Below are 18,346 nucleotides of genomic sequence, written 5' to 3'. Positions count from 1 at the left end.
GGGGGCATCGGGGGCAAAGACCTATGGAATCGCGCCACGTAGCACCTTCGTCATCCTCCAAGCGTGACCACGACAGTGGTACGGCGGTGGCGCTATCCTGACGCCCGAACGAATGGGTGGGGCGGCAACGCGATGGAATTCCTGCTGGTGCTGCTGGCGGTCGGCGTCGTCTATCAGCGGCTCAACCGCCGGCTGAAGGCGCAGGCGCGCGAGATCGACGATCTGCGCAAGGCGCTGACCCGGCTGGCGGCCGGTGGCCCGGCACCGGTGCCCCAACCCGCCGTCGACGCGGTCCTCGGCTTGGCCGACACCGTCGCGCCGCCCGAGGAGGCCGTTGCACCGGTCCCCGTCCTCGCCGACGAGCTTCCCCCCGCTGTGCCGGACCCGGCGACGGAGCCCGCCGACCCGTTCGCGCCCCCCGAACCCGGCCGCTCGCGCTGGCGCGACTTGGAGGAGTCGCTGGCCTCGCGCTGGCTGATCTGGCTGGGTGGCGCCACCATGGCGCTGGCCGCCGCCTTCTTCATCAAGCTGTCGGCCGAGCTGGGCTGGCTGGGGCCGTCGGTGCGGATCGCGCTGGGCCTGCTGGCCGGAGCCGGGCTGATGGTCGGCGGCGAATGGCTGCGGCGCCGGCCGGAGCAGCGCTTCATCGCGACGCTCAAGCCCGACTACGTGCCGCCCGCCCTGACGGCGGCGGGGCTGTTCACCGCCTTCGCCAGCGTCTACGGCGGCTTCGCCCTGTTCGACCTGTTCGCCCCGCTGGTCGCCTTCGCGCTGCTGGCGGCGCTGGCGATGGTCGGCATCGGGCTGTCGCTGTTGCAGGGGCCGTTCATCGCCGCGCTGGGGCTGCTGGCCGGCTTCGTCACGCCGCTGCTGGTGTCCTCGAACGACCCGATGGCCTGGGGGCTGTTCGCCTATCTGCTGGCGCTGAACGGGGCCGGCATGGCGGTGGTGCTGTATCGCGGCTGGCGCTGGCTCGGCTGGGGGACGCTGGCCGGGGCGGCGCTGTGGCCGCTGCTGTGGATGCTGGACCCGTGGCGGCCGGGCGACGCGCTGCCGGTCGGGCTCTACCTGCTGCTGACCGCCGCGCTGTTCCTGATGCCGGCGGTGCTGGGGCGCTGGGAGGACGCGGAACCGGTGGAGGCCGTTCCGGTGGTGACGGGCTGGCGCGCGGCGCTGCCCTCCTGGGCGCGGCGCAAGAAGCGCCATCCGGCCGACGGGCTGGCGGTGGCGGGCATGCGGGTTCTGGGGGCGCTGGTTGCCGGGCTGACCTGGACCGATTCGCATGGTTCGGTGTCGCTGGCCGTGCTGGGGCTGTTCGCGGCGCTGGCGCTGGTCGCCGGGCGGCGGGTGGAGCGGCTGGGCGTGGTCGCCTGGACCGCCTCGCTGGTCGTGCTGGCGGCGCTGGTGCCGTGGAGCCTGCCTTATGTCCCCAACCTGCCCCCCGCATTGAACGAGGAGGGCCAGCCGGTCGTCACGGCGGTGACGGAGATCGTGCCGGGCGAGATCGGTCGTTTCCTGTGGACGGTGGGCGGCTTCGCGGCGATGTTCGGGATCGGCGGCTTCGTGGCGCTGTGGGAGGCGCGGCGGATCGCGCTGTGGGCGTCGCTGTCGGCGCTGGTGCCGCTGGCGCTGCTGGCCTTCGCCTACGCGACGGTCGAGCCGCCCTACACCGACACGGCGTGGCCGATGGCGGCGCTGGGGCTGGCGGCTTTGCTGGTCGGGGCGGTGACGCCGCTGGCGCGGCACCGCCACCGGCCGGGGGCGACGCTGGGCATGGCGGCCTTCGCGGCCGGCGCGGTCGGCGCCATCTCGCTCGGCGCCACCATGACCCTGCGCGAGGCGTGGCTGACGGTGGCGCTCGCCCTCCAGGTGCCGGTGCTGGCTTGGCTGGAGCGCCGGCTGGACGTGCGCGAGCTGCGCGGCGTCGCCCTTCTGGTCGCGCTCGCGGTGCTGGCCCGGCTGGCGGTGAACCCCTACGTGCTGGACTACGAGGGCATGGCCTGGATCGCCTACGGCTATGGGCTGCCGGCGCTGGGCTTCCTGCTGGCGGCGCATTGGCTGCGGCGGGCGCCGGACGGGCGGGGCGACGATCTGGTCGTCATGGTGCTGGAGGCAGGCGGGCTGATCTTCACGACGATGATGGTTTCGCTCGGCATTCACCGCTGGATGGTGGAGGACCTGACCGAGGCGCCCTCGACCCTGGTGGAGGCGTCGCTGCACACGCTGGCGTGGCTCGGGCTGGCGGTGCTGCTGGCCGCCGACCGGCGCTGGACCGCGCGGCCGGTCGCCGTCTGGGGGCGGCGCGCGCTGGTGGCGCTGGCGGCCTTCCACGTCGTGGGCTGGCAGGTGCTCGACCTCAACCCGCTGTGGACGGACGAATCGGTGGGCGACTGGCCGGTGGTGAACCGGCTGCTGCTGGCCTACGGCGCGCCGGGCGCGCTGGGGCTGGTCTATCTGTGGCTGGATCCGCCGCCGCTGCCGCGCCTGCGGCAAATGGCCCCGCTGCTGCCCTTCGCGCTGTTCGCGCTGAACCTCGCGCTGGAGATCCGGCGGGTCTTCCAGGGGCCGGTGCTGTCCGGCTACGACATGTCCAACGCGGAATGGTACAGCTATTCGGCCGGTTTCCTGCTGTTCGGGGTCGCGCTGATGGTGGTGGCGCTGCGTTTCGGCTGGGGCTGGATGCGCCACGCCGGGCTGGCGCTGGTGCTGGCGGTGGTCGCCAAGGTGTTCCTCAGCGACATGGAGGATCTGGAGGGGCTGTACCGCGTCGCCTCCTTCCTGGGGCTGGGGGTGAGCCTGATCGGCATCGGCTATCTCTACCAGCGGGTGCTGCTGCCGACGGGGCGCGCGCCTGCGGCGGGCGGACCGCCGGACGGGCCGCCGGTCGGTCCGCTTGGCGAACGGATGGATTGACAGCCCGCCGCCTCCCGCGCTCCCATCCGGGACGGGCACCAGAACCCCGATCCCGAGAGAGGAGCACCCCACGATGACCCGGTCCGGCGACGCCTATCCCATCCAGCCCGACGGCGAGGTCGGCTTCACCGTCGAGGCCGCGCGCATGAAGTTCGGCCCCGGCATGCTGGCCGAGCTGGGCGGCGACGCCGAGGCGCTGGGCATGCGCCGGGTCGCGCTGTTCACCGATCCGCGCGTGGCGGCGACGGCGCCCTTCGCGGCGGCGCTCGACTCGCTGAAGGCGGCGGGAATCGACGCGGTGGTCTACGACCGCTGCCGGGTGGAGCCGACCAGCGCCTCCTTCCTCGACGCGGCGGATTTCGCGGCCGAGGGCGGGTTCGACGGGTACATCTCCATCGGCGGCGGCTCGGTGATCGACACGGCCAAGGCGGCGAATCTCTACGCCACCCACCCGGCGGATTTCCTCGCCTACGTCAACAAGCCGCTGGGCGAGGGGCGCCCGGTTCCCGGTCCCGTCAAGCCGCACATCGCCTGCCCGACGACCTGCGGTACCGGCAGCGAGACCACCGGCGTCGCCATCTTCGACCATGTCGAGAAGCAGGTGAAGACCGGCATCTCCTCGCGCTTCCTGCGGCCGACGCTGGCGGTGGTCGATCCGCGCACCATCGACAGCCTGCCGCCGGGCGCCATCGCCGCCACCGGCTTCGACGTGCTGACCCACGCCATCGAGAGCCACACGGCGCGCCCCTACCGCTCGCGGCCACGGCCGGAGACCCCCACCGCGCGGCCGCCCTACCAGGGGGCGAACCCGTGGTCGGACATCGGCAGCCTCCAGGCGATCCGGCTCGGCGGGCTGTGGCTGGAGCGGGCGGTCAACGACCCGACCGATTCGGAGGCGCGCGACGCGCTGATGTTCGCGGCGACGCTGGCGGGTCTGGCCTTCGGCAACGCCGGCGTCCACATCCCGCACGCCATGTCCTATTCGGTGGCCGGGATGAACCACAGCTTCACCGCGACCGGCTACGACGCGGTCGACCCGATGGTGCCGCACGGCATCTCGGTGGTGCTGAACGCCCCGGCCGCCTTCCGCTTCACCGGCCCGGCGGCGCCCGAGGCCCATCTGCGCGCCGCCGAGGCGCTGGGCGCCGACACGCGCGGCGCCGGGCCGGAGGACGGCGGCGCGCTGCTGGCGACGCGTCTGATCGCGATGATGCGGGCGACGGGGCTGCCCAACGGTCTGTCGGCGCTGGGCTACGGCGAGGCCGACCTTCCGGGGCTGGTGCGGGGGGCGGCGTCGCAGCAGCGCCTGCTGACCATCGCGCCCCGCCCGGTGTCGGACGACGACCTGCGCGGGCTGTACCTGGACGCGATGCGGTACTGGTGAGGGAGGAGAGCGTCGTCCTCCCTCACGCCCGCGCCAGAATTTCCTCGGCCAGCGCCTGCATCTCCACCGAGGCTTGCGACTTGCGGGCGGCCTCGGTCACCGAGAAGCCGCTCATCAGGGTGCCGGCGTAGGCGGTGCGGTTGCCGATCTGCGCCCGCGCCAGATCGACGGCCGGCGGGGCCACCAGCTCGTGCACCTTGGCGATCAGTTCGTCGGCGATGCGGGCGCGCGGCGGAACGCGGTTCAGCACCAGCAGCAGCCGGCGCTTCTCCTGCCCGGCCAGCTCGATGGTCGGGTGGACGGCCCAGAGGTCCATCGGGCTCGGCTGCACCGGCGCCACCACCAGCGTCGCGGCGCGGACTGCGATGCGCGCCTCCGTCTGGGCGTGGGGCGGGCTGTCCACCACGACGATATCGTGGGTCCGCGTCAGTTTCTCGACCTCCGCCTGGGTGCGCCAGCCGTTGATCTGCACATGGGTGAAGCCGGGCTCGCCGCCGGTCGCCTCGCTCCGCACCGCGTGCCAGCGGGTCAGGCTGCCCTGCGGGTCGATGTCGACCGTGGCGACCGAATGGCCGAGCTGCGCCCAGGCGATGGCGAGGTGGGCCGCCAGCGTGGTCTTGCCGGCGCCGCCTTTCTGCTGCGCCACGGTGAAGACCTTGCCCGTCATGCCCGCACCCATCATGTTGTCGTTGGAAAAACCCAACGTCCCTCATAGCCTTGCGATGAGATGGGTGCAACCGCGCGAATTGACACCTTGCGGCCAGCCGCTAGAAAGACGCCGTGACCGACGATCCTTCCTCCTCCGGTGAGAAGCGCCCGGCGCTGATCCCCGCCACCCCGCCCGGCATCCATCGCGCCGCCGAACTGCTGCGCGCCGGCCGGCTCGTCGCCTTCCCGACCGAGACGGTCTACGGCCTTGGCGGCGACGCCACCGACGATCGCGCGGTCGCCGCGATCTTCGCCGCCAAGGGGCGCCCGCAGTTCAACCCGCTGATCGCCCATCTGCCCGATCTGGCCACCGCCCAACGCTGGGCGATCTTCAACGACCGCGCCTACGAGCTGGCCCAGCAGTTCTGGCCCGGCCCCCTGACCATGGTGCTGCCGCGCCCAGCGAACTCCGCCCTGTCGCTGCTGGTCAGCGCCGGGCTGGATAGCGTGGCGATCCGCGTGCCCGGCCACCCGCTGGCCCAGTCCCTGCTGAAGGCCGCCGGCATCCCCATCGCGGCGCCCAGCGCCAACCGCTCCGGCGCCGTCAGCCCGACCACGCCGCACCATGTGCTGGAAAGCCTCGGCGAGCGGGTGGACGGCATCGTCACCGGCGGCAAGTGCCAAGTGGGGCTGGAGTCCACCGTCATCGACCTGACCGGGCCGGAGCCGGTGATCCTGCGCCCCGGCGCCGTGCTGCCCGAGGAGATGGAGCGGCTGATCGGGCCGATCCGCGTTTCGGCCGGCGACCCGACCGCGCCGAAAGCCCCCGGCCAACTGGAAAGCCACTACGCGCCCAACGCGTCGGTCCGCCTCAACGCCCCCTCGGCGGAGGCCGACGAGGCGTTCCTGACCTTCGGCCCCGACCGCTTCGTCTTCGGCGGCGCGACCCGCCTGAACCTCAGCCTGCAGGGCGACCTCGACGAGGCGGCGGCGAACCTGTTCAGCCACTTGCGTCAACTCGACCAGAGCGGCGCCCCCCGCATCGCCGTGATGCCGATCCCCGACGAAGGGCTGGGCGTAGCGATCAACGACCGCCTGCGCCGCGCGGCAGCCCCGCGCCCTGCGTAGCGGATGGAATTGCGGGCCGGGAGATTGTAGAAGGGTCGCAACGATGCCTCCACCCTTCACCATCGCCGGACCCCGCGCCATGACGACCCTCGCCGCCGCCCTCGACCAGATCCGCGCCATCGTCGGTCCGTCCGGCATTCTGACCGACGCCGCCGACATGGCGCCCTACCTGTCGGAGTGGCGCGGGCGCTTCAAGGGCAACAGCCCGGCCGTCGTCCGCCCGGCCAACACGGAAGAGGTCGCCGCCGTCGTCCGGATCTGCGCCGGGGCCGGGATCCCCATCGTGCCGCAGGGCGGCAACACCGGCCTCGTCGGCGGCTCGATCCCCTACGAGGACGGCCGCGAGATCGTGTTGAGCCTGTCGCGGATGAACCGCATCCGCGAGATCGACGCGCTGAACTACACGATGACGGTCGACGCCGGCGTCGTGCTGACCGCCGTGCAGAACGCGGCGGCCGAGGCCGACCGGCTGTTCCCGCTGAGCCTCGGTTCGGAGGGCACGGCGCAGCTCGGCGGGCTGATCTCCACCAACGCCGGCGGCATCAACGTGCTGCGCTACGGCAACACCCGCGACCTCGTGCTGGGTCTGGAGGTGGTGCTGGCCGACGGGCGCGTCTGGGACGGGATGCGCCGCCTGCGCAAGAACAACACCGGCTACGACCTGAAGAACCTGTTCATCGGCGCCGAGGGCACGCTGGGCATCGTCACCGGCGCCGTGCTGAAGCTGTTCCCGCGCCCGCGCCAGTCGATCACCGCCTTCGTCGCGGTGCCGAGCCCGGCCGCCGCCGTGGCGCTGCTGGCCCGGCTGCGTTCCGCGTCCGGCGACGCCGTCTCGGCCTTCGAGCTGATGTCGCGCCGCTGCCTGGACTTCGCCCTCAAGCACGTCGCCGGCACCATCGACCCGCTCTCGGCGCCGTCGCCCTGGTACGTCATCACCGAGCTGACCGCCGGCACCAAGTCCGACAGCTTCCAGGACACCGTCGAGGCCGCCTTCGCCGAGGCCTTCGAGGCCGAACTGGCCACCGACGCGACGCTCGCCCAGTCGGAAAGCCAAGCCAAGCAGCTCTGGTTCATCCGCGAGGCCATCGTCGAGGCGCAGAAGTTCGAGGGCGGCTCGATCAAGAACGACGTGTCGGTCCCGGTCTCCCGCGTCGCCGAGTTCATCGATCTGGCCGAGGCGGCGGTGGCGACCGCCTGCCCCGGCATCCGCCCGACCCCCTTCGGCCATGTCGGCGACGGCAACATCCACTTCAACCTCAGCCAGCCCGAGGGCGCCGACACCAAGACCTATCTCGACCGCTGGGACGAGATCTGCCACGTCGTCAACGAGGTGATCTTCGCGCTCGACGGCTCGATCTCCGCCGAGCACGGCGTCGGGCGCTTCAAGAAGGACGAGATGCCGGTCATCAAGGGGCCGGTGGAGTTCGACCTGCTGCGCGCCGTCAAGGCCACGCTGGACCCGGACGGCCTGCTGAACCCCGGCAAGATGCTGCCGTGAAATCCGCCGTGAAACGCCGCCAGCGTTAGAAAGTTGCGGGAAGCAGGCTTGCGGCGAAAGACGCTTTGCCAAGCTTGTCCCTGCGGCGACACAACGCTATTGTGCGGCCCTCCGTTTCGTTCCGCGCCTACCGTATCCGCGAGAGAGATTTCCGATGTCCAAGCCGCGCACTCTGTTCGACAAGATCTGGGACAGCCACGTCGTGCACCGCCAGGATGACGGCACCTGCATCCTCTACATCGACCGCCATCTGGTCCACGAAGTGACCAGCCCGCAGGCGTTCGAGGGGTTGCGCGTCGCCGGCCGCCAAGTGCGCCGCCCGGAAGCCACTCTCGCCGTCCCCGACCACAACGTCCCCACGACGGACCGCTCCAAGGGCATCGTCGAGGAGGAAAGCCGCATCCAGGTCGAGACGCTGGACAAGAACGCCCGTGACTTCGGCGTCCGCTACTTCCCGATGGACGACATCCGCCAGGGCATCGTCCACATCGTCGGGCCCGAACAGGGCTTCACCCTGCCCGGCGCCACCATCGTCTGCGGCGACAGCCACACCGCCACCCACGGGGCGTTCGGCGCGCTGGCCTTCGGCATCGGCACGTCCGAGGTCGAGCACGTGCTCGCCACCCAGACGCTGATCCAGAAGCCGGCCAAGAACATGCTGGTCCGCGTCGACGGCGCGTTGAACCCCGGCGTGACCGCCAAGGACATCGTGCTGGCGATCATCGGCAAGATCGGCACCGCCGGCGGCACCGGCTACGTCATCGAGTTCGCGGGCGACGCCATCCGCGAGCTGTCGATGGAAGGCCGCATGACCGTCTGCAACATGGCCATCGAGGGCGGCGCCCGCGCCGGCCTGATCGCGCCCGACGAGAAGACCTTCGAGTACGTCAAGGGCCGCGCCATGGCGCCCAAGGCCGGCGCCTACGAGCAGGCCGTCGCCTATTGGAAGACCCTGCCGTCCGACGAGGGCGCGGTCTACGACGCCACCGTCGTGCTGGACGCCGCCGCGATCGAGCCGCAGGTCACCTGGGGCACCAGCCCCGAGGACGTGCTGCCGATCACCGCGACCGTGCCGAACCCGGCCGACATCGCCGACGAGGGCAAGCGCGCCGCCGTCGAGCGCTCGCTGGCCTACATGGGCCTGACGCCCGGCCAGCCGCTGTCCAGCGTCAAGGTCGACACGGTGTTCATCGGCTCCTGCACCAACGGCCGCATCGAGGATCTGCGCGCCGCCGCCGACCTCGCCAAGGGCCGCAAGGTTGCCGAGGGCGTGCGGGCGCTGGTGGTTCCGGGCTCGGGTCTGGTCAAGGAGCAGGCCGAGGAAGAGGGGCTGGACAAGGTCTTCGTCGAGGCCGGCTTCGAGTGGCGCGAGCCGGGCTGCTCGATGTGCCTGGCGATGAACGCCGACCGTCTGGCGCCGGGCGAGCGCAGCGCGTCCACCTCGAACCGCAACTTCGAGGGCCGTCAGGGCCGTGGCGGCCGCACCCATCTCGTCAGCCCCGGCATGGCCGTGGCGGCGGCGGTGACCGGCCATCTGGCCGATGTGCGCGACCTCGCCTGAGCGCTTTCGCTTCGGGCATGAAAAAAGCCCCGGTGGACGATCGGTCCACCGGGGCTTTTTCTTTGTGCCGGTCCTTTGCGTCGGCCGGATCAGGCCTTCTTGACGAATTCCGACTTCAGGTTCATCGCGCCGATGCCGTCGACCTTGCACGAGATGTTGTGCCCGTCGGTCGCGTCCACCAAGCGGATGCCCTTGACCTTGGTGCCGCCCTTGACGACCAGGGACGAGCCCTTGACCTTCAGATCCTTGATCACGGTGACGCTGTCGCCATCGGCGAGCGGGTTGCCGTTGGCGTCCCGCACGCCGCCCTGGGCGGCTTGCGCGGCGGCGTCGCTCGCGGCGGTCTCCGGGTTCCATTCATGGGCGCATTCCGGGCAGATCCACAGGCTGCCGTCCTGGTAGACATGCTCGGAACCGCATTGCGGGCACTTCAGATCGTCGGACATCGTGTTCCTCGCCGCCGGGAGCGGCATTCTTGAGCAGAGTTGTTGGTGCGGCCACGTTTGCCCCCTCCCTAACCCTCCCCCGCTGCGCGGGAGAGGGAACTCCGCCGAACACCGACAAGGGGCCGGCCCCCTCTCCCGCCGCAGGCGGGGGAGGGAGGGGGAGGGGGCAAAGCGTGGCTGAACGTGGCGCCCCCCTGTTTAGTCCACTTAGCGTCCCGATAGGAACCTCAATCGCCCCGCCCGCGCGGCTGCCCCAGCAATCCCTGCGGGCGGTAGATCAGGAACAGCGTCAGCAGCCCGAAGGCGACGATGTCCTTGTAGGCGATGACGAAATAGGCCGACCAGAAGGTCTCCACCAGCCCCAGCAGCGCGCCGCCCAGCATCGCCCCCGGCACCGAGCCGATGCCGCCGACCACCGCCGCCGCCAGCGCCTTGAAGCCGATCAGGTAGCCGGTGAAGAAGTTCACCCCGCCGTAATACAGCGCGATCACCGCCCCCGCGACCGCCGCCAGCCCGCCGCCGATGGCGAAGGTGATCGCCACCGTCCGGTTCACATCCACCCCCACCAATTCCGCCGCCGCCACGTCGTCGGTGCAGGCGCGGTGCGCCCGGCCGAAGGGCGTCCGCTGCATGATCCCCCACAGCAGCGCGTAGAGCCCGCCGGTCAGCGCCAGGATCGCCAGCTGCGAGGACAGCGCCGTCACCGTGAAGGCTCCGTCGCCGATCAGGTCGTGGCGGTCGGCCAGCACCGGCGCCGGCCACCAGTCCCGCGCGCCGTGCAGCAGCCGCACCCCCTCCTGGTAGGCCACCGACAGCCCGACCGCGACGATCAGCGGCGTGTGCGAGCGGGTCTTGCGCAGCCGGCGGAACACCAGCCGGTCCATCGCCCAGCCCTGCGCGGCGGTGAAGCCCATGACCAGCACCAGCACGCCCAGCAGGGCCGGCGGCCAGTCCGCCCAACCCGCCATGCCCAGCCCGGCCGCCGCCATCGCCGTCAGCATGGCGCCGACCATGGTTAGCTCGCCCATCGCGAGGTTGATCTGGCCGAGGATGGCGTAGACCAGCGTGTAGCCCAGCGCCAGCAGTCCGTAGACGCAGGCCACCGTCGCCGCGTTGATGACCTGTTGCAGCAGGAACAGCCACGGCGTCCAGGCGGTCGGCGGCGAGCGGACGATGGCGGCGGCGGGGGCCGCGTCGTGGCGCGGCGGCTTGATGCGGATCCACTGCTCCAGCATGGCGAAACGCATCGGCGGCAGCCAGCCGGTGCGGTCGGTGGCGACCGCCTCCAGCACCGTGCGGCCCGCCTCGGTCGCGGCGCCGGCGTAGCGGCAGGCGATCCAGTGGGCCTCCCCGCCCGTGCGGTAATCGATGCGGACGACGCGCCGGTCCTCGGCGTCCATCCGCGTCCAGGCATCCGTGATGGGATCGGATTCGAAGGCCGGAATCAGCCGGCGGCACAGCACATCCTGGTCGGCGTCGATGCCGCACCCGGACAGCAGCAGAAGCGAAGCGGCCAACAGCAGGAGAATGCGGAGCACGGAGCGGCCCGGAGGTGGCGGGATCTCCAGCGTAACGGCAAACCCCGTCGCCCCTCAATACCGCGCGGAGACGAAGTAGAGCCCATCCGGCGGCGCGGTCGGCCCGGCCTTGGAACGGTCGCGGGCCTCCAGCGCGCGGCGCAGGTCGGCCGCACCCCACTTGCCGATCCCCACCAGTTCCAGCGTGCCGACCATGTTCCGCACCTGATGGTGCAGGAAGGAGCGCGCGGCGGCGTGGACGCGGATCTCGTCGCCCACCCGCTCCACATCCAGCCGGTCGAGCGTCTTCAGCGGCGACTTGGCTTGGCAGAGCGACGCGCGGAAGCTGGTGAAGTCGTGCGCGCCCACCAGAACCTGCGCGGCTTCGTGCATCGCCTCGGCGTTCAGCGGCCGGGTGACGTGCCACGCCCGGCCAACGTCGAGCGCCAGCGGCGCCCGCCGGTTGACGATCCGGTAGACGTAGGAACGCCCGGTGGAGGTCAGCCGCGCGTGGAAATCCTCGGGCGCCGGTTCGACCGCGACCACCGCGATGGGCGCCGGCTTCAGGTGGAAGTTCAGCGCGTCGCGCAGCTTCAGCCCGGTGAAGGTCTTCTCGAGGTCGAAATGGCAGACCTGCCCCAGCGCGTGGACCCCGGCGTCGGTCCGGCCGGAGCCATGGACGCGCACGGTCTCGCCCGACAGGCGGAGCACCGCCTCTTCCAGGCTCTGCTGCACCGAGGGGCCGTTGTCCTGCCGCTGCCAGCCGACGAAGGGACGGCCGTCGTACTCGACCGTCAGTTTCCAGCGTTGCATGATTCGCCGACAATCCCGCTCACAGGGCCACCCACGGGAAGCGCGAAGCCGCGCAGGAAGGCGGCGCCGTCCACCGGCGCCTTGCCCGGCCGCTGCACGCGGGTCAGCCGCACCGCGCCGTCGGGGCAGGCCACGGTCAGCCGGTCGTCCAGCAAGGTTCCCGGCGCGCCCGACGCGTCGGCCACCAACTCGGCGGCCAGCACCTTGATGCGCTCCGCCCCGACGTCGAACCAACAGCCGGGCCACGGCGTCAGCGCCCGCACCTGCCGCTCCACATACGCGGCGTCCCGCGTCCAGTCGAGCCGCCCGTCCTCGCGCGTCAGCTTGGCGGCGTAAGTCACGCCCTCCTCGGGCTGCGGCTCGGCGACCAGCGTTCCGGCGGCGAGCCCCGCCAGCGCCGGGGCGATCATCCGGGCGCCGAGCGCGGCCAGTTCGTCGTGCAGGCCGCTGGCGGTGGTCGCGGGCGTGATCGCCACGGCCTCCTTCGACAGCATCGCGCCGGTGTCGAGCCCGACGTCCATCTGCATGATGGTGATGCCGGTCTCCGCGTCGCCCGCCAGGATCGAGCGCTGGATCGGTGCCGCCCCGCGCCAGCGCGGCAGCAGGGAGCCGTGCACGTTGACGCAACCCAGCCGGGGCGCGTCGAGGACCGGCTGCGGCAGGATCAGCCCATAGGCGGCGACCACCGCCGCGTCGGCGTCGAGCGCCGCGAACTCGGCCTGCGCCTCGGCGTTGCGCAGGCTCTTGGGCGTGCGCACGGGGATGCCGCGCTCCTCGGCGAAGCGGTGGACGGGGGATTTCTGCACCTGCTGCCCGCGCCCGGCCGGGCGTGGCGGCTGGCTGTAGACGCAGGCGACACTGTGCCCCGCCGCGATCAGCGCGGCAAGGCTGGGCACGGCGAAGTCCGGCGTGCCCATGAAGACGAGGCGAAGGCTGGTCATGGCGGGGTCAGGCGCTCGCCTTCTGCTGCTTCTGCACCTTGCGCAGCATCATGTTGCGCTTGAGCAGCGACAGGTAATCGACGAACAGCACGCCGTTCAGGTGGTCGATCTCGTGCTGGAGGCAGACCGCCAGCATGCCCTCGGCCAGGATCTCCTGCGGCTGGTTCTTTTCGTCGAGGTAGCGCACGCGCACCGACAGCGGCCGGGAGACGTCGGCGTATTGCTCGGGCACCGACAGGCAGCCCTCCTCGCACAGCCCCTTCTCCTCCGACGACCAGACGATCTCCGGGTTGGCGAGGCGGATGGGGTTTCGCGGCTCGCCCTTCTCGTGCACATCGACCACGATGACGCGCTCCGACACGCCGATCTGCGGGGCGGCGAGCCCGATGCCGACGGCGGCGTACATGGTCTCGACCATGTCGTCCATCAGCTTGGCGACGCGCGCGTCCACGGCGGCGACGGGCTTCGCCTTCTGCTTCAGGACGGGGTGCGGGGCGACGAGAATCGGGAGGACGGCCATGGGTGCTCGACAGGGATGGACAGGGGATCAAAGGGTAAAAGTAGGCGGACCCTGCCGCCGGGTCAAGGAATCGACCGTGTACGACCGCGTTCATCACAGGCATGCGCGGCACGGGGGCACCGGGCGCGCGGCGGTGTTATAGACGGCAAACCCCATCCCAACGCTGCGAGTGACCGATCATGATGGTGCTTCACGGATCCGCCGGTTCCCCCTACGTCGCCCGGGTGCGGATGCAGGGCTACGCCAAGGGTCTCGACCTCGAAACCCGCCCGGCGGCGCCCGGCACGCCGGAATTCCTGGCGATGAACCCCATCGGCCGGATGCCGGTGCTGGAGCATGACGGCTTCTTTCTGCCGGAAAGCCTGATCATCTGCGAGTATCTGGAGGATCTGCACCCCACCCCGTCGCTGCTGGGCGACACGCCGCGGGAACGCGCCCTGGTGCGGCTGATCCCGCGCACGCTGGATCTCTATTGCGGCGGGCTGTTCCCGTTGCTGCGCGCGGGCGTCGACGCTGGCTTCGCGGTCGACGCGGCGGCCGAACGCGCCGGGCTGACCAAGGGGCTGACCGCGCTGGAGCAGTTCCTGCGCTCCGACGGCTACGCCGCGCGGGAGGGCCTGTCGCTGGCCGATTGCGTGCTGGTGCCCTGGCTCTATTACGGCCGGATGCTGGCGGCGCGTGGCGACGCGCTGTTGACGCAATTTCCCAAGCTGACCCGCTACGCCGAGGCGATGGCCGCCGACCCGCTGGCCCGGCGGGTGTGGGGGGAGATGGACGAGTCCTTCCGCGCCTTCATGACGCGCTGGCAGGCCGAGCAGGAGGCCGCCAGAAAGGCCTGACGGGTCATGCCGCCTTTTCGGTCGGCGCGGCGGGGATGGCGGTGGGGGAAACGGCGGAGGCCGTGATGGTGTTGGCCGGCGCGGTCGCGGATTCCGTCCCGACGATCCGGCCCAACCCCAGCCCCAGCCCGAAGCCGACGCCGGATTCGGTGGACTGGTCGCTGCGGACCGGCTGCTCGCGCATCTTGCGGTTCTCCTTGTCGCGCGGACGGGTCTCGCGGCCGCTGATGCTGTCGACCTCGTCCGGCGTCTCCAGCGCGTTGAGCGCCAGCACCTGATAGATCGACAGCGGCGTGCCGTTCAGCGACTTGGTCGGCGGCATCGGCACCTGGGTGGTGAAGCCGTCGGGCATGTCCTGCTTGCGCACCGTGTCGTTGACCACTTGGGCCGGCGCGAAGTTGGACAGCGGGTTCTCGGAGAACTTGGTGGCGAACTTGTCGTAGATCTCCTTCAGCGACTTCGCCTTGCCGGTGGCCTTGTCGTAGAAGACATTCTTGTTGGCCGCCGCCGCGTCCGGGAACACGTCGCGGGCGGTGCGGCCCGGATTGTCCTGCATCGCGTTGAGGAACTTCGATGCGCCGCCAGCCCCCAGGAAATGCGCCATGTAGAGTTCGGTGGAGCCGATGGTGCCGTCGACGGTCTCCTCCAGATGCTCCTTGTTCTCCTTGGTGTATTCCGCCGCCATCAGGGCCGAGACCGTGGGATCCTTGCGCAGGTCCAGGATCTCCTTCTTCATGTCGGCGTCGGCCACATAGGGCCGGCCGTCGCCGCGCGTCTGGATGGCGTTGGCGTATTTTCCCAGCCCATGCTCGGCGCCGTGGTCCTTCATGGTCTGGAGCCACGTGCTGTCGATGAACTGGTACAGCCCGGTCGCCGAGGAGGAGGAGGACTTTACGTCCGTGCGGTACCCGCTCTCCACGGCAGCTTTTTCCATGAGGTAGGAAAAATCGACCCCCGTCTTCTCGCTGGCGTTGCGCACGGCGGCTTCCACGCTGGCGGGACCCCGCGCGGCACGGGCCTGCTGGGCGGCGGTATCGCTGGAAAGGCCAAGGGCGGACGCGTAGGTCATGGGTCGGTTCCCGTTCTAGGACGGGGATACCAATGCATCCATCGTGCCAGCTCTCGCGAAGCCTCCCGTCTTGCGGCGGCGCGCACCTCGGCATAGCTTTTCCCGCGACCTTGCGTCCGCTCGCCAACCACCATGCGATGGTGTATGGTGACGCTTAGGTCAAGCAAACAACAGCAACGTTCGAACCAACGTTTCCGAGGGAGGCCGTTTCCGCCATGAGTTCCTACAGCGCTCCGGTCGAGGATCTGCGTTTCGTCCTGAACGAGGTCGTCGGCCTCGACGCCGTGGCGGCCTTGCCGCATTGCGAATCGGCCGCCCCCGATCTGGTCGACGCCATCCTGGAGGAGGCCGGAAAATTCGCCTCGGGCGTGCTCGCCCCGCTGAACCCGGTCGGCGACAAGGAAGGCTCCAAGCTGGAGAACGGCGTCGTCCGCACGCCGACCGGCTGGAAGGAGGCTTACAACCAGTTCACCGAGGCCGGCTGGAACAGCCTGCCCTTCGAGCCGGAATATGGGGGGCAGGGCCTGCCCTGGACCGTCGCCTTCGCGGTGAACGAGATGTGGCAGTCGGCCAACCTCTCCTTCGGCCTGTGCCCGCTGCTGACCCAGGGCGCGGTGGATCTGCTGACCGAGCACGCCAGCGCGGAGCAGAAGGCCGTCTACCTGTCCAAGATGATCTCGGGCGAGTGGAACGGCACCATGAACCTGACGGAGCCGCAGGCCGGCTCCGACCTCGCCGCCGTGCGGACCCGCGCCATCCGGGCCGGGGACGGAAGCTACAAGATCACCGGGCAGAAGATCTTCATCACCTACGGCGAGCACGACCTGACGGAGAACATCGTCCATCTGGTGCTGGCCCGCCTGCCCGACGCCCCGGCCGGCATCAAGGGCATCAGCCTGTTCATCGTGCCGAAGTTCCTGCCCAACGCCGACGGCACCCCCGGCGCCCGCAACGACCTGCGCTGCGCCAGCCTGGAGCACAAGCTCGGCATCATGGCCAGCCCGACCGCCGTCATGGCCTATGGCGACGACGGCGGGGCCACCGGCTTCCTGGTCGGCGAGGAGAACCGCGGCATCGAGTACATGTTCACGATGATGAACAACGCGCGCCTGGGCGTCGGCATCCAGGGCGTGGCGGTGGCGGAGCGCGCCTACCAGCAGGCCCGCGACTACGCCAAATCCCGCGTGCAGAGCAAGGACGTCGCCGACGGCAAGGGGTCGGCGGTGGCGATCATCAAGCATCCCGACGTGCGCCGCATGCTGCTGGACATGCGCGCCAAGACCGAGGCCGCGCGCGCGCTGGCGCTCTACGCCGGCACGCAGCTCGACGTCTCCCGCCACCACGAGGATCCCGCCACCCGCGCGGCGGCGGCGGCGCGGGTCGACGTGCTGACCCCGATCGTCAAGGCGTGGTCCACCGACATCGGCTGCGACGTGGCCTCGACCGGCGTGCAGATCCACGGCGGCATGGGCTTCATCGAGGAGACCGGCGCCGCCCAGCATTACCGCGACGCCCGCATCACGCCGATCTACGAGGGCACCAACGGCATCCACGCCAACGACCTGACCTTCCGCAAGACCGGCCGCGACAAGGGCGCCGCCGCCAAGGCCTTCATCGCCGAGATGCGCGCGACGGCGGCCGAGTTGGAGAGCGCCCCCGGCGACGACCTTGCGGTGATCCGGACCGAGCTGACGGCGGGGCTCGACGCACTCGACAAGGCGGTCGACTGGATCGTCGCCACCCAGGCCGAGGGCGATTCGCGCGGGGCGGCGGCGGGTGCCGTGGCCTATCTGAAGCTGTGGGGAAATGTCGCCGGCGGCTGGATGCTGGCGCGCTCGGCGGTCAAGGCGATGGAGGGCTTGCGCCGTCCGGGCGCCAACGCGGCGTTCCTGGAAACCAAGCTGATCGTCGCGCGCTTCTACGCCGAGCAGATCCTGGCCATATCCCCGGCCCTGCTGCCGACCATCGCCAGCGCCCGCAACACGGTGATGGCGCTCGGCGACGACCAGTTCTGACCGGGGTCGTCCTCCCCCGCCCGGCGGGGGAGGACCTGAGGGGCATCGTCAGCCGCGACCAGCCATCTCAGCTGATCCACAGCTGGAACATCAGCCGCTCGCGCCGGGTCGGCGGCAGCGCCCGGTGGTAGCAGGAGGTGTCCTCCAGGAAGCCGGTGCCCGCCGGCCCCTCCACCACCATCAGCCGGTCGCGGGAGAAATGGGCGAAGACCTCCTCCTCCCGCGCGTTGGCCGAGCCGAGAAGCATGCGCAGCGACTTGCCCCGGTGCGAACCGCGAACCAGCGCGTGCTCGCCGGCCCCGGAATCCACGTCGGTCAGGTAGAACTGCGCCGAGCAGAAGTGGAAGTCGTGGACGTCGTAATGCCAGTCGATGGTCTGGCCCAGACGACGGCGCTCCTCGTCGGTCACGTGGGTGACGAAGCTCCAGAACAGGCGTGGAATGATCTTGCTGGGGCGGAATCCCAGGAAGGCCGCCGCGCTGTCCATCAGCAGCGGGTCGCGGCACACGCGGCGGACGGCGGTGGCGTCCAGCGGGTCGGGCACGGTGGCGATGACCACCGGCGTGCCGTCGGGCAGCCGTCCGTCGACCACCTCGTGCCGATGGAACAGGCGGTCGCTGCCGCGCGCCTTCAGCGGCGAATGGGTCGCGAAGCCGACCAACTCGGCCACGGTGGAGGGCGGCAGATCGAAGCCGAGCGCGATGGAATCCCGCCGCAGATCGGCCAGCGCGCGCTCCGGCGTGACGCCGGTGAACAGCGAACTGGGCAGGGCGGGGAGCGGTACCGGCGGTCCTGCGGGCGGTCGGGCGGCCGAACGGGGGGTGAGGCGGCGGAAGGCGCTGTAGCCCCGCCGGACCGTCTCGAAACGGCCCAGAGCATAATGAAGCTCACCGGCGACCAGACGCCGGGCAATGTTCGCGACGTTCATGACGGGGCCATTCCTTGCCGGAAGCCGGCGGTGGAGTGTGCGAGCGGCAGAGCGCGCCGGTGCGTCCAATGGAGGCGCGTTCGATGGAATGACTGAAGTTTACTCAAAGCTGGAGCAGTTCTAAAA

Annotated in this window: 15 protein-coding genes; 7 read left to right on the top strand and 8 right to left on the bottom strand. The window is 70.8% G+C overall.

The features are described 5' to 3' along the window. Positions 1-132: 132 nt before the first annotated feature. Together EJ913_RS23835 and EJ913_RS23830 are read left to right on the top strand one after the other, a co-directional pair. The gene (locus EJ913_RS23835; RefSeq protein ID WP_127002603.1) at positions 133-2,913 is read left to right on the top strand and encodes a DUF2339 domain-containing protein; all 2,781 of its coding nucleotides are present in this window, start codon (positions 133-135) and stop codon (positions 2,911-2,913) included. A 73-nt stretch (positions 2,914-2,986) separates the two neighbouring features. Further along, positions 2,987-4,297: a hydroxyacid-oxoacid transhydrogenase gene (locus tag EJ913_RS23830; RefSeq protein WP_127002601.1), complete on the top strand. Its 1,311-nt coding sequence runs from the start codon at positions 2,987-2,989 to the stop codon at positions 4,295-4,297. A 22-nt stretch (positions 4,298-4,319) separates the two neighbouring features. On the opposite strand, the gene parA is transcribed toward EJ913_RS23830, so the two are convergent. Next, the gene (gene parA, locus EJ913_RS23825; RefSeq protein ID WP_127002599.1) at positions 4,320-4,964 is read right to left on the bottom strand and encodes a ParA family partition ATPase; all 645 of its coding nucleotides are present in this window, start codon (positions 4,962-4,964) and stop codon (positions 4,320-4,322) included. Between the two features lie 113 nt (positions 4,965-5,077). Between parA and EJ913_RS23820 the strand changes: the two genes are divergently transcribed. The 3 genes from EJ913_RS23820 (at position 5,078) to leuC (ending at position 9,132) form a co-directional block, all read left to right on the top strand. Further along, complete coding sequence (locus tag EJ913_RS23820; RefSeq protein WP_127002597.1) at positions 5,078-6,073, top strand: L-threonylcarbamoyladenylate synthase; 996 nt, start codon at positions 5,078-5,080, stop codon at positions 6,071-6,073. Positions 6,074-6,152: 79 nt separating this feature from the next. After that, positions 6,153-7,571: an FAD-binding oxidoreductase gene (locus EJ913_RS23815; RefSeq protein WP_127002595.1), complete on the top strand. Its 1,419-nt coding sequence runs from the start codon at positions 6,153-6,155 to the stop codon at positions 7,569-7,571. Between the two features lie 154 nt (positions 7,572-7,725). Next, positions 7,726-9,132, top strand: a complete 1,407-nt coding sequence (leuC, locus tag EJ913_RS23810) for a 3-isopropylmalate dehydratase large subunit (protein ID WP_127002593.1) — start codon at positions 7,726-7,728, stop codon at positions 9,130-9,132. 89 nt (positions 9,133-9,221) lie between these two features. Here leuC and EJ913_RS23805 read toward each other — a convergent pair whose 3' ends face one another. The 5 genes from EJ913_RS23805 to def form a co-directional block, all read right to left on the bottom strand. Next, entirely contained in the window at positions 9,222-9,578 is a 357-nt protein-coding gene (locus tag EJ913_RS23805) for a zinc ribbon domain-containing protein YjdM (RefSeq protein WP_127002591.1), read from the bottom strand. Between the two features lie 227 nt (positions 9,579-9,805). Further along, complete coding sequence (locus EJ913_RS23800; protein ID WP_127002589.1) at positions 9,806-11,116, bottom strand: branched-chain amino acid ABC transporter permease; 1,311 nt, start codon at positions 11,114-11,116, stop codon at positions 9,806-9,808. 54 nt (positions 11,117-11,170) lie between these two features. Continuing rightward, on the bottom strand, positions 11,171-11,908 hold the full coding sequence (gene truA, locus EJ913_RS23795; protein WP_127002587.1) for a tRNA pseudouridine(38-40) synthase TruA: 738 nt from the start codon (positions 11,906-11,908) through the stop codon (positions 11,171-11,173). Beyond that, positions 11,890-12,849 carry a methionyl-tRNA formyltransferase gene (gene fmt / locus EJ913_RS23790; RefSeq protein ID WP_127002585.1) on the bottom strand — a complete coding sequence of 320 codons (960 nt, stop codon included), beginning with the start codon at positions 12,847-12,849 and terminating at the stop codon, positions 11,890-11,892. Before fmt ends, truA begins: the two co-directional genes overlap by 19 nt. A gap of 7 nt (positions 12,850-12,856) precedes the next feature. Continuing rightward, entirely contained in the window at positions 12,857-13,369 is a 513-nt protein-coding gene (gene def, locus EJ913_RS23785; protein WP_127002583.1) for a peptide deformylase, read from the bottom strand. Between the two features lie 179 nt (positions 13,370-13,548). Here def and EJ913_RS23780 point away from each other — a divergent pair, with 179 nt between their 5' ends. Beyond that, positions 13,549-14,208 (top strand): glutathione S-transferase family protein, encoded by a 660-nt coding sequence (locus EJ913_RS23780; RefSeq protein ID WP_127002581.1) that lies wholly within the window; start codon positions 13,549-13,551, stop codon positions 14,206-14,208. Positions 14,209-14,212: 4 nt separating this feature from the next. Here the strand turns inward: EJ913_RS23780 and EJ913_RS23775 are convergent, their stop codons facing one another. Then, complete coding sequence (locus EJ913_RS23775) at positions 14,213-15,277, bottom strand: transglycosylase SLT domain-containing protein (RefSeq protein ID WP_127002579.1); 1,065 nt, start codon at positions 15,275-15,277, stop codon at positions 14,213-14,215. Positions 15,278-15,492: 215 nt separating this feature from the next. On the opposite strand from EJ913_RS23775, the gene EJ913_RS23770 reads away from it, so the two are divergent. Continuing rightward, the gene (locus EJ913_RS23770; RefSeq protein ID WP_127002577.1) at positions 15,493-17,292 is read left to right on the top strand and encodes an acyl-CoA dehydrogenase; all 1,800 of its coding nucleotides are present in this window, start codon (positions 15,493-15,495) and stop codon (positions 17,290-17,292) included. A gap of 67 nt (positions 17,293-17,359) precedes the next feature. On the opposite strand, the gene EJ913_RS23765 is transcribed toward EJ913_RS23770, so the two are convergent. Beyond that, the gene (locus EJ913_RS23765) at positions 17,360-18,220 is read right to left on the bottom strand and encodes a hypothetical protein (protein ID WP_127002575.1); all 861 of its coding nucleotides are present in this window, start codon (positions 18,218-18,220) and stop codon (positions 17,360-17,362) included. Positions 18,221-18,346: the final 126 nt, after the last annotated feature.

The organism is Azospirillum doebereinerae (assembly GCF_003989665.1).
Classification (GTDB): domain Bacteria; phylum Pseudomonadota; class Alphaproteobacteria; order Azospirillales; family Azospirillaceae; genus Azospirillum; species Azospirillum doebereinerae.
This window is presented reverse-complemented; position numbering and strand designations above follow the sequence as displayed.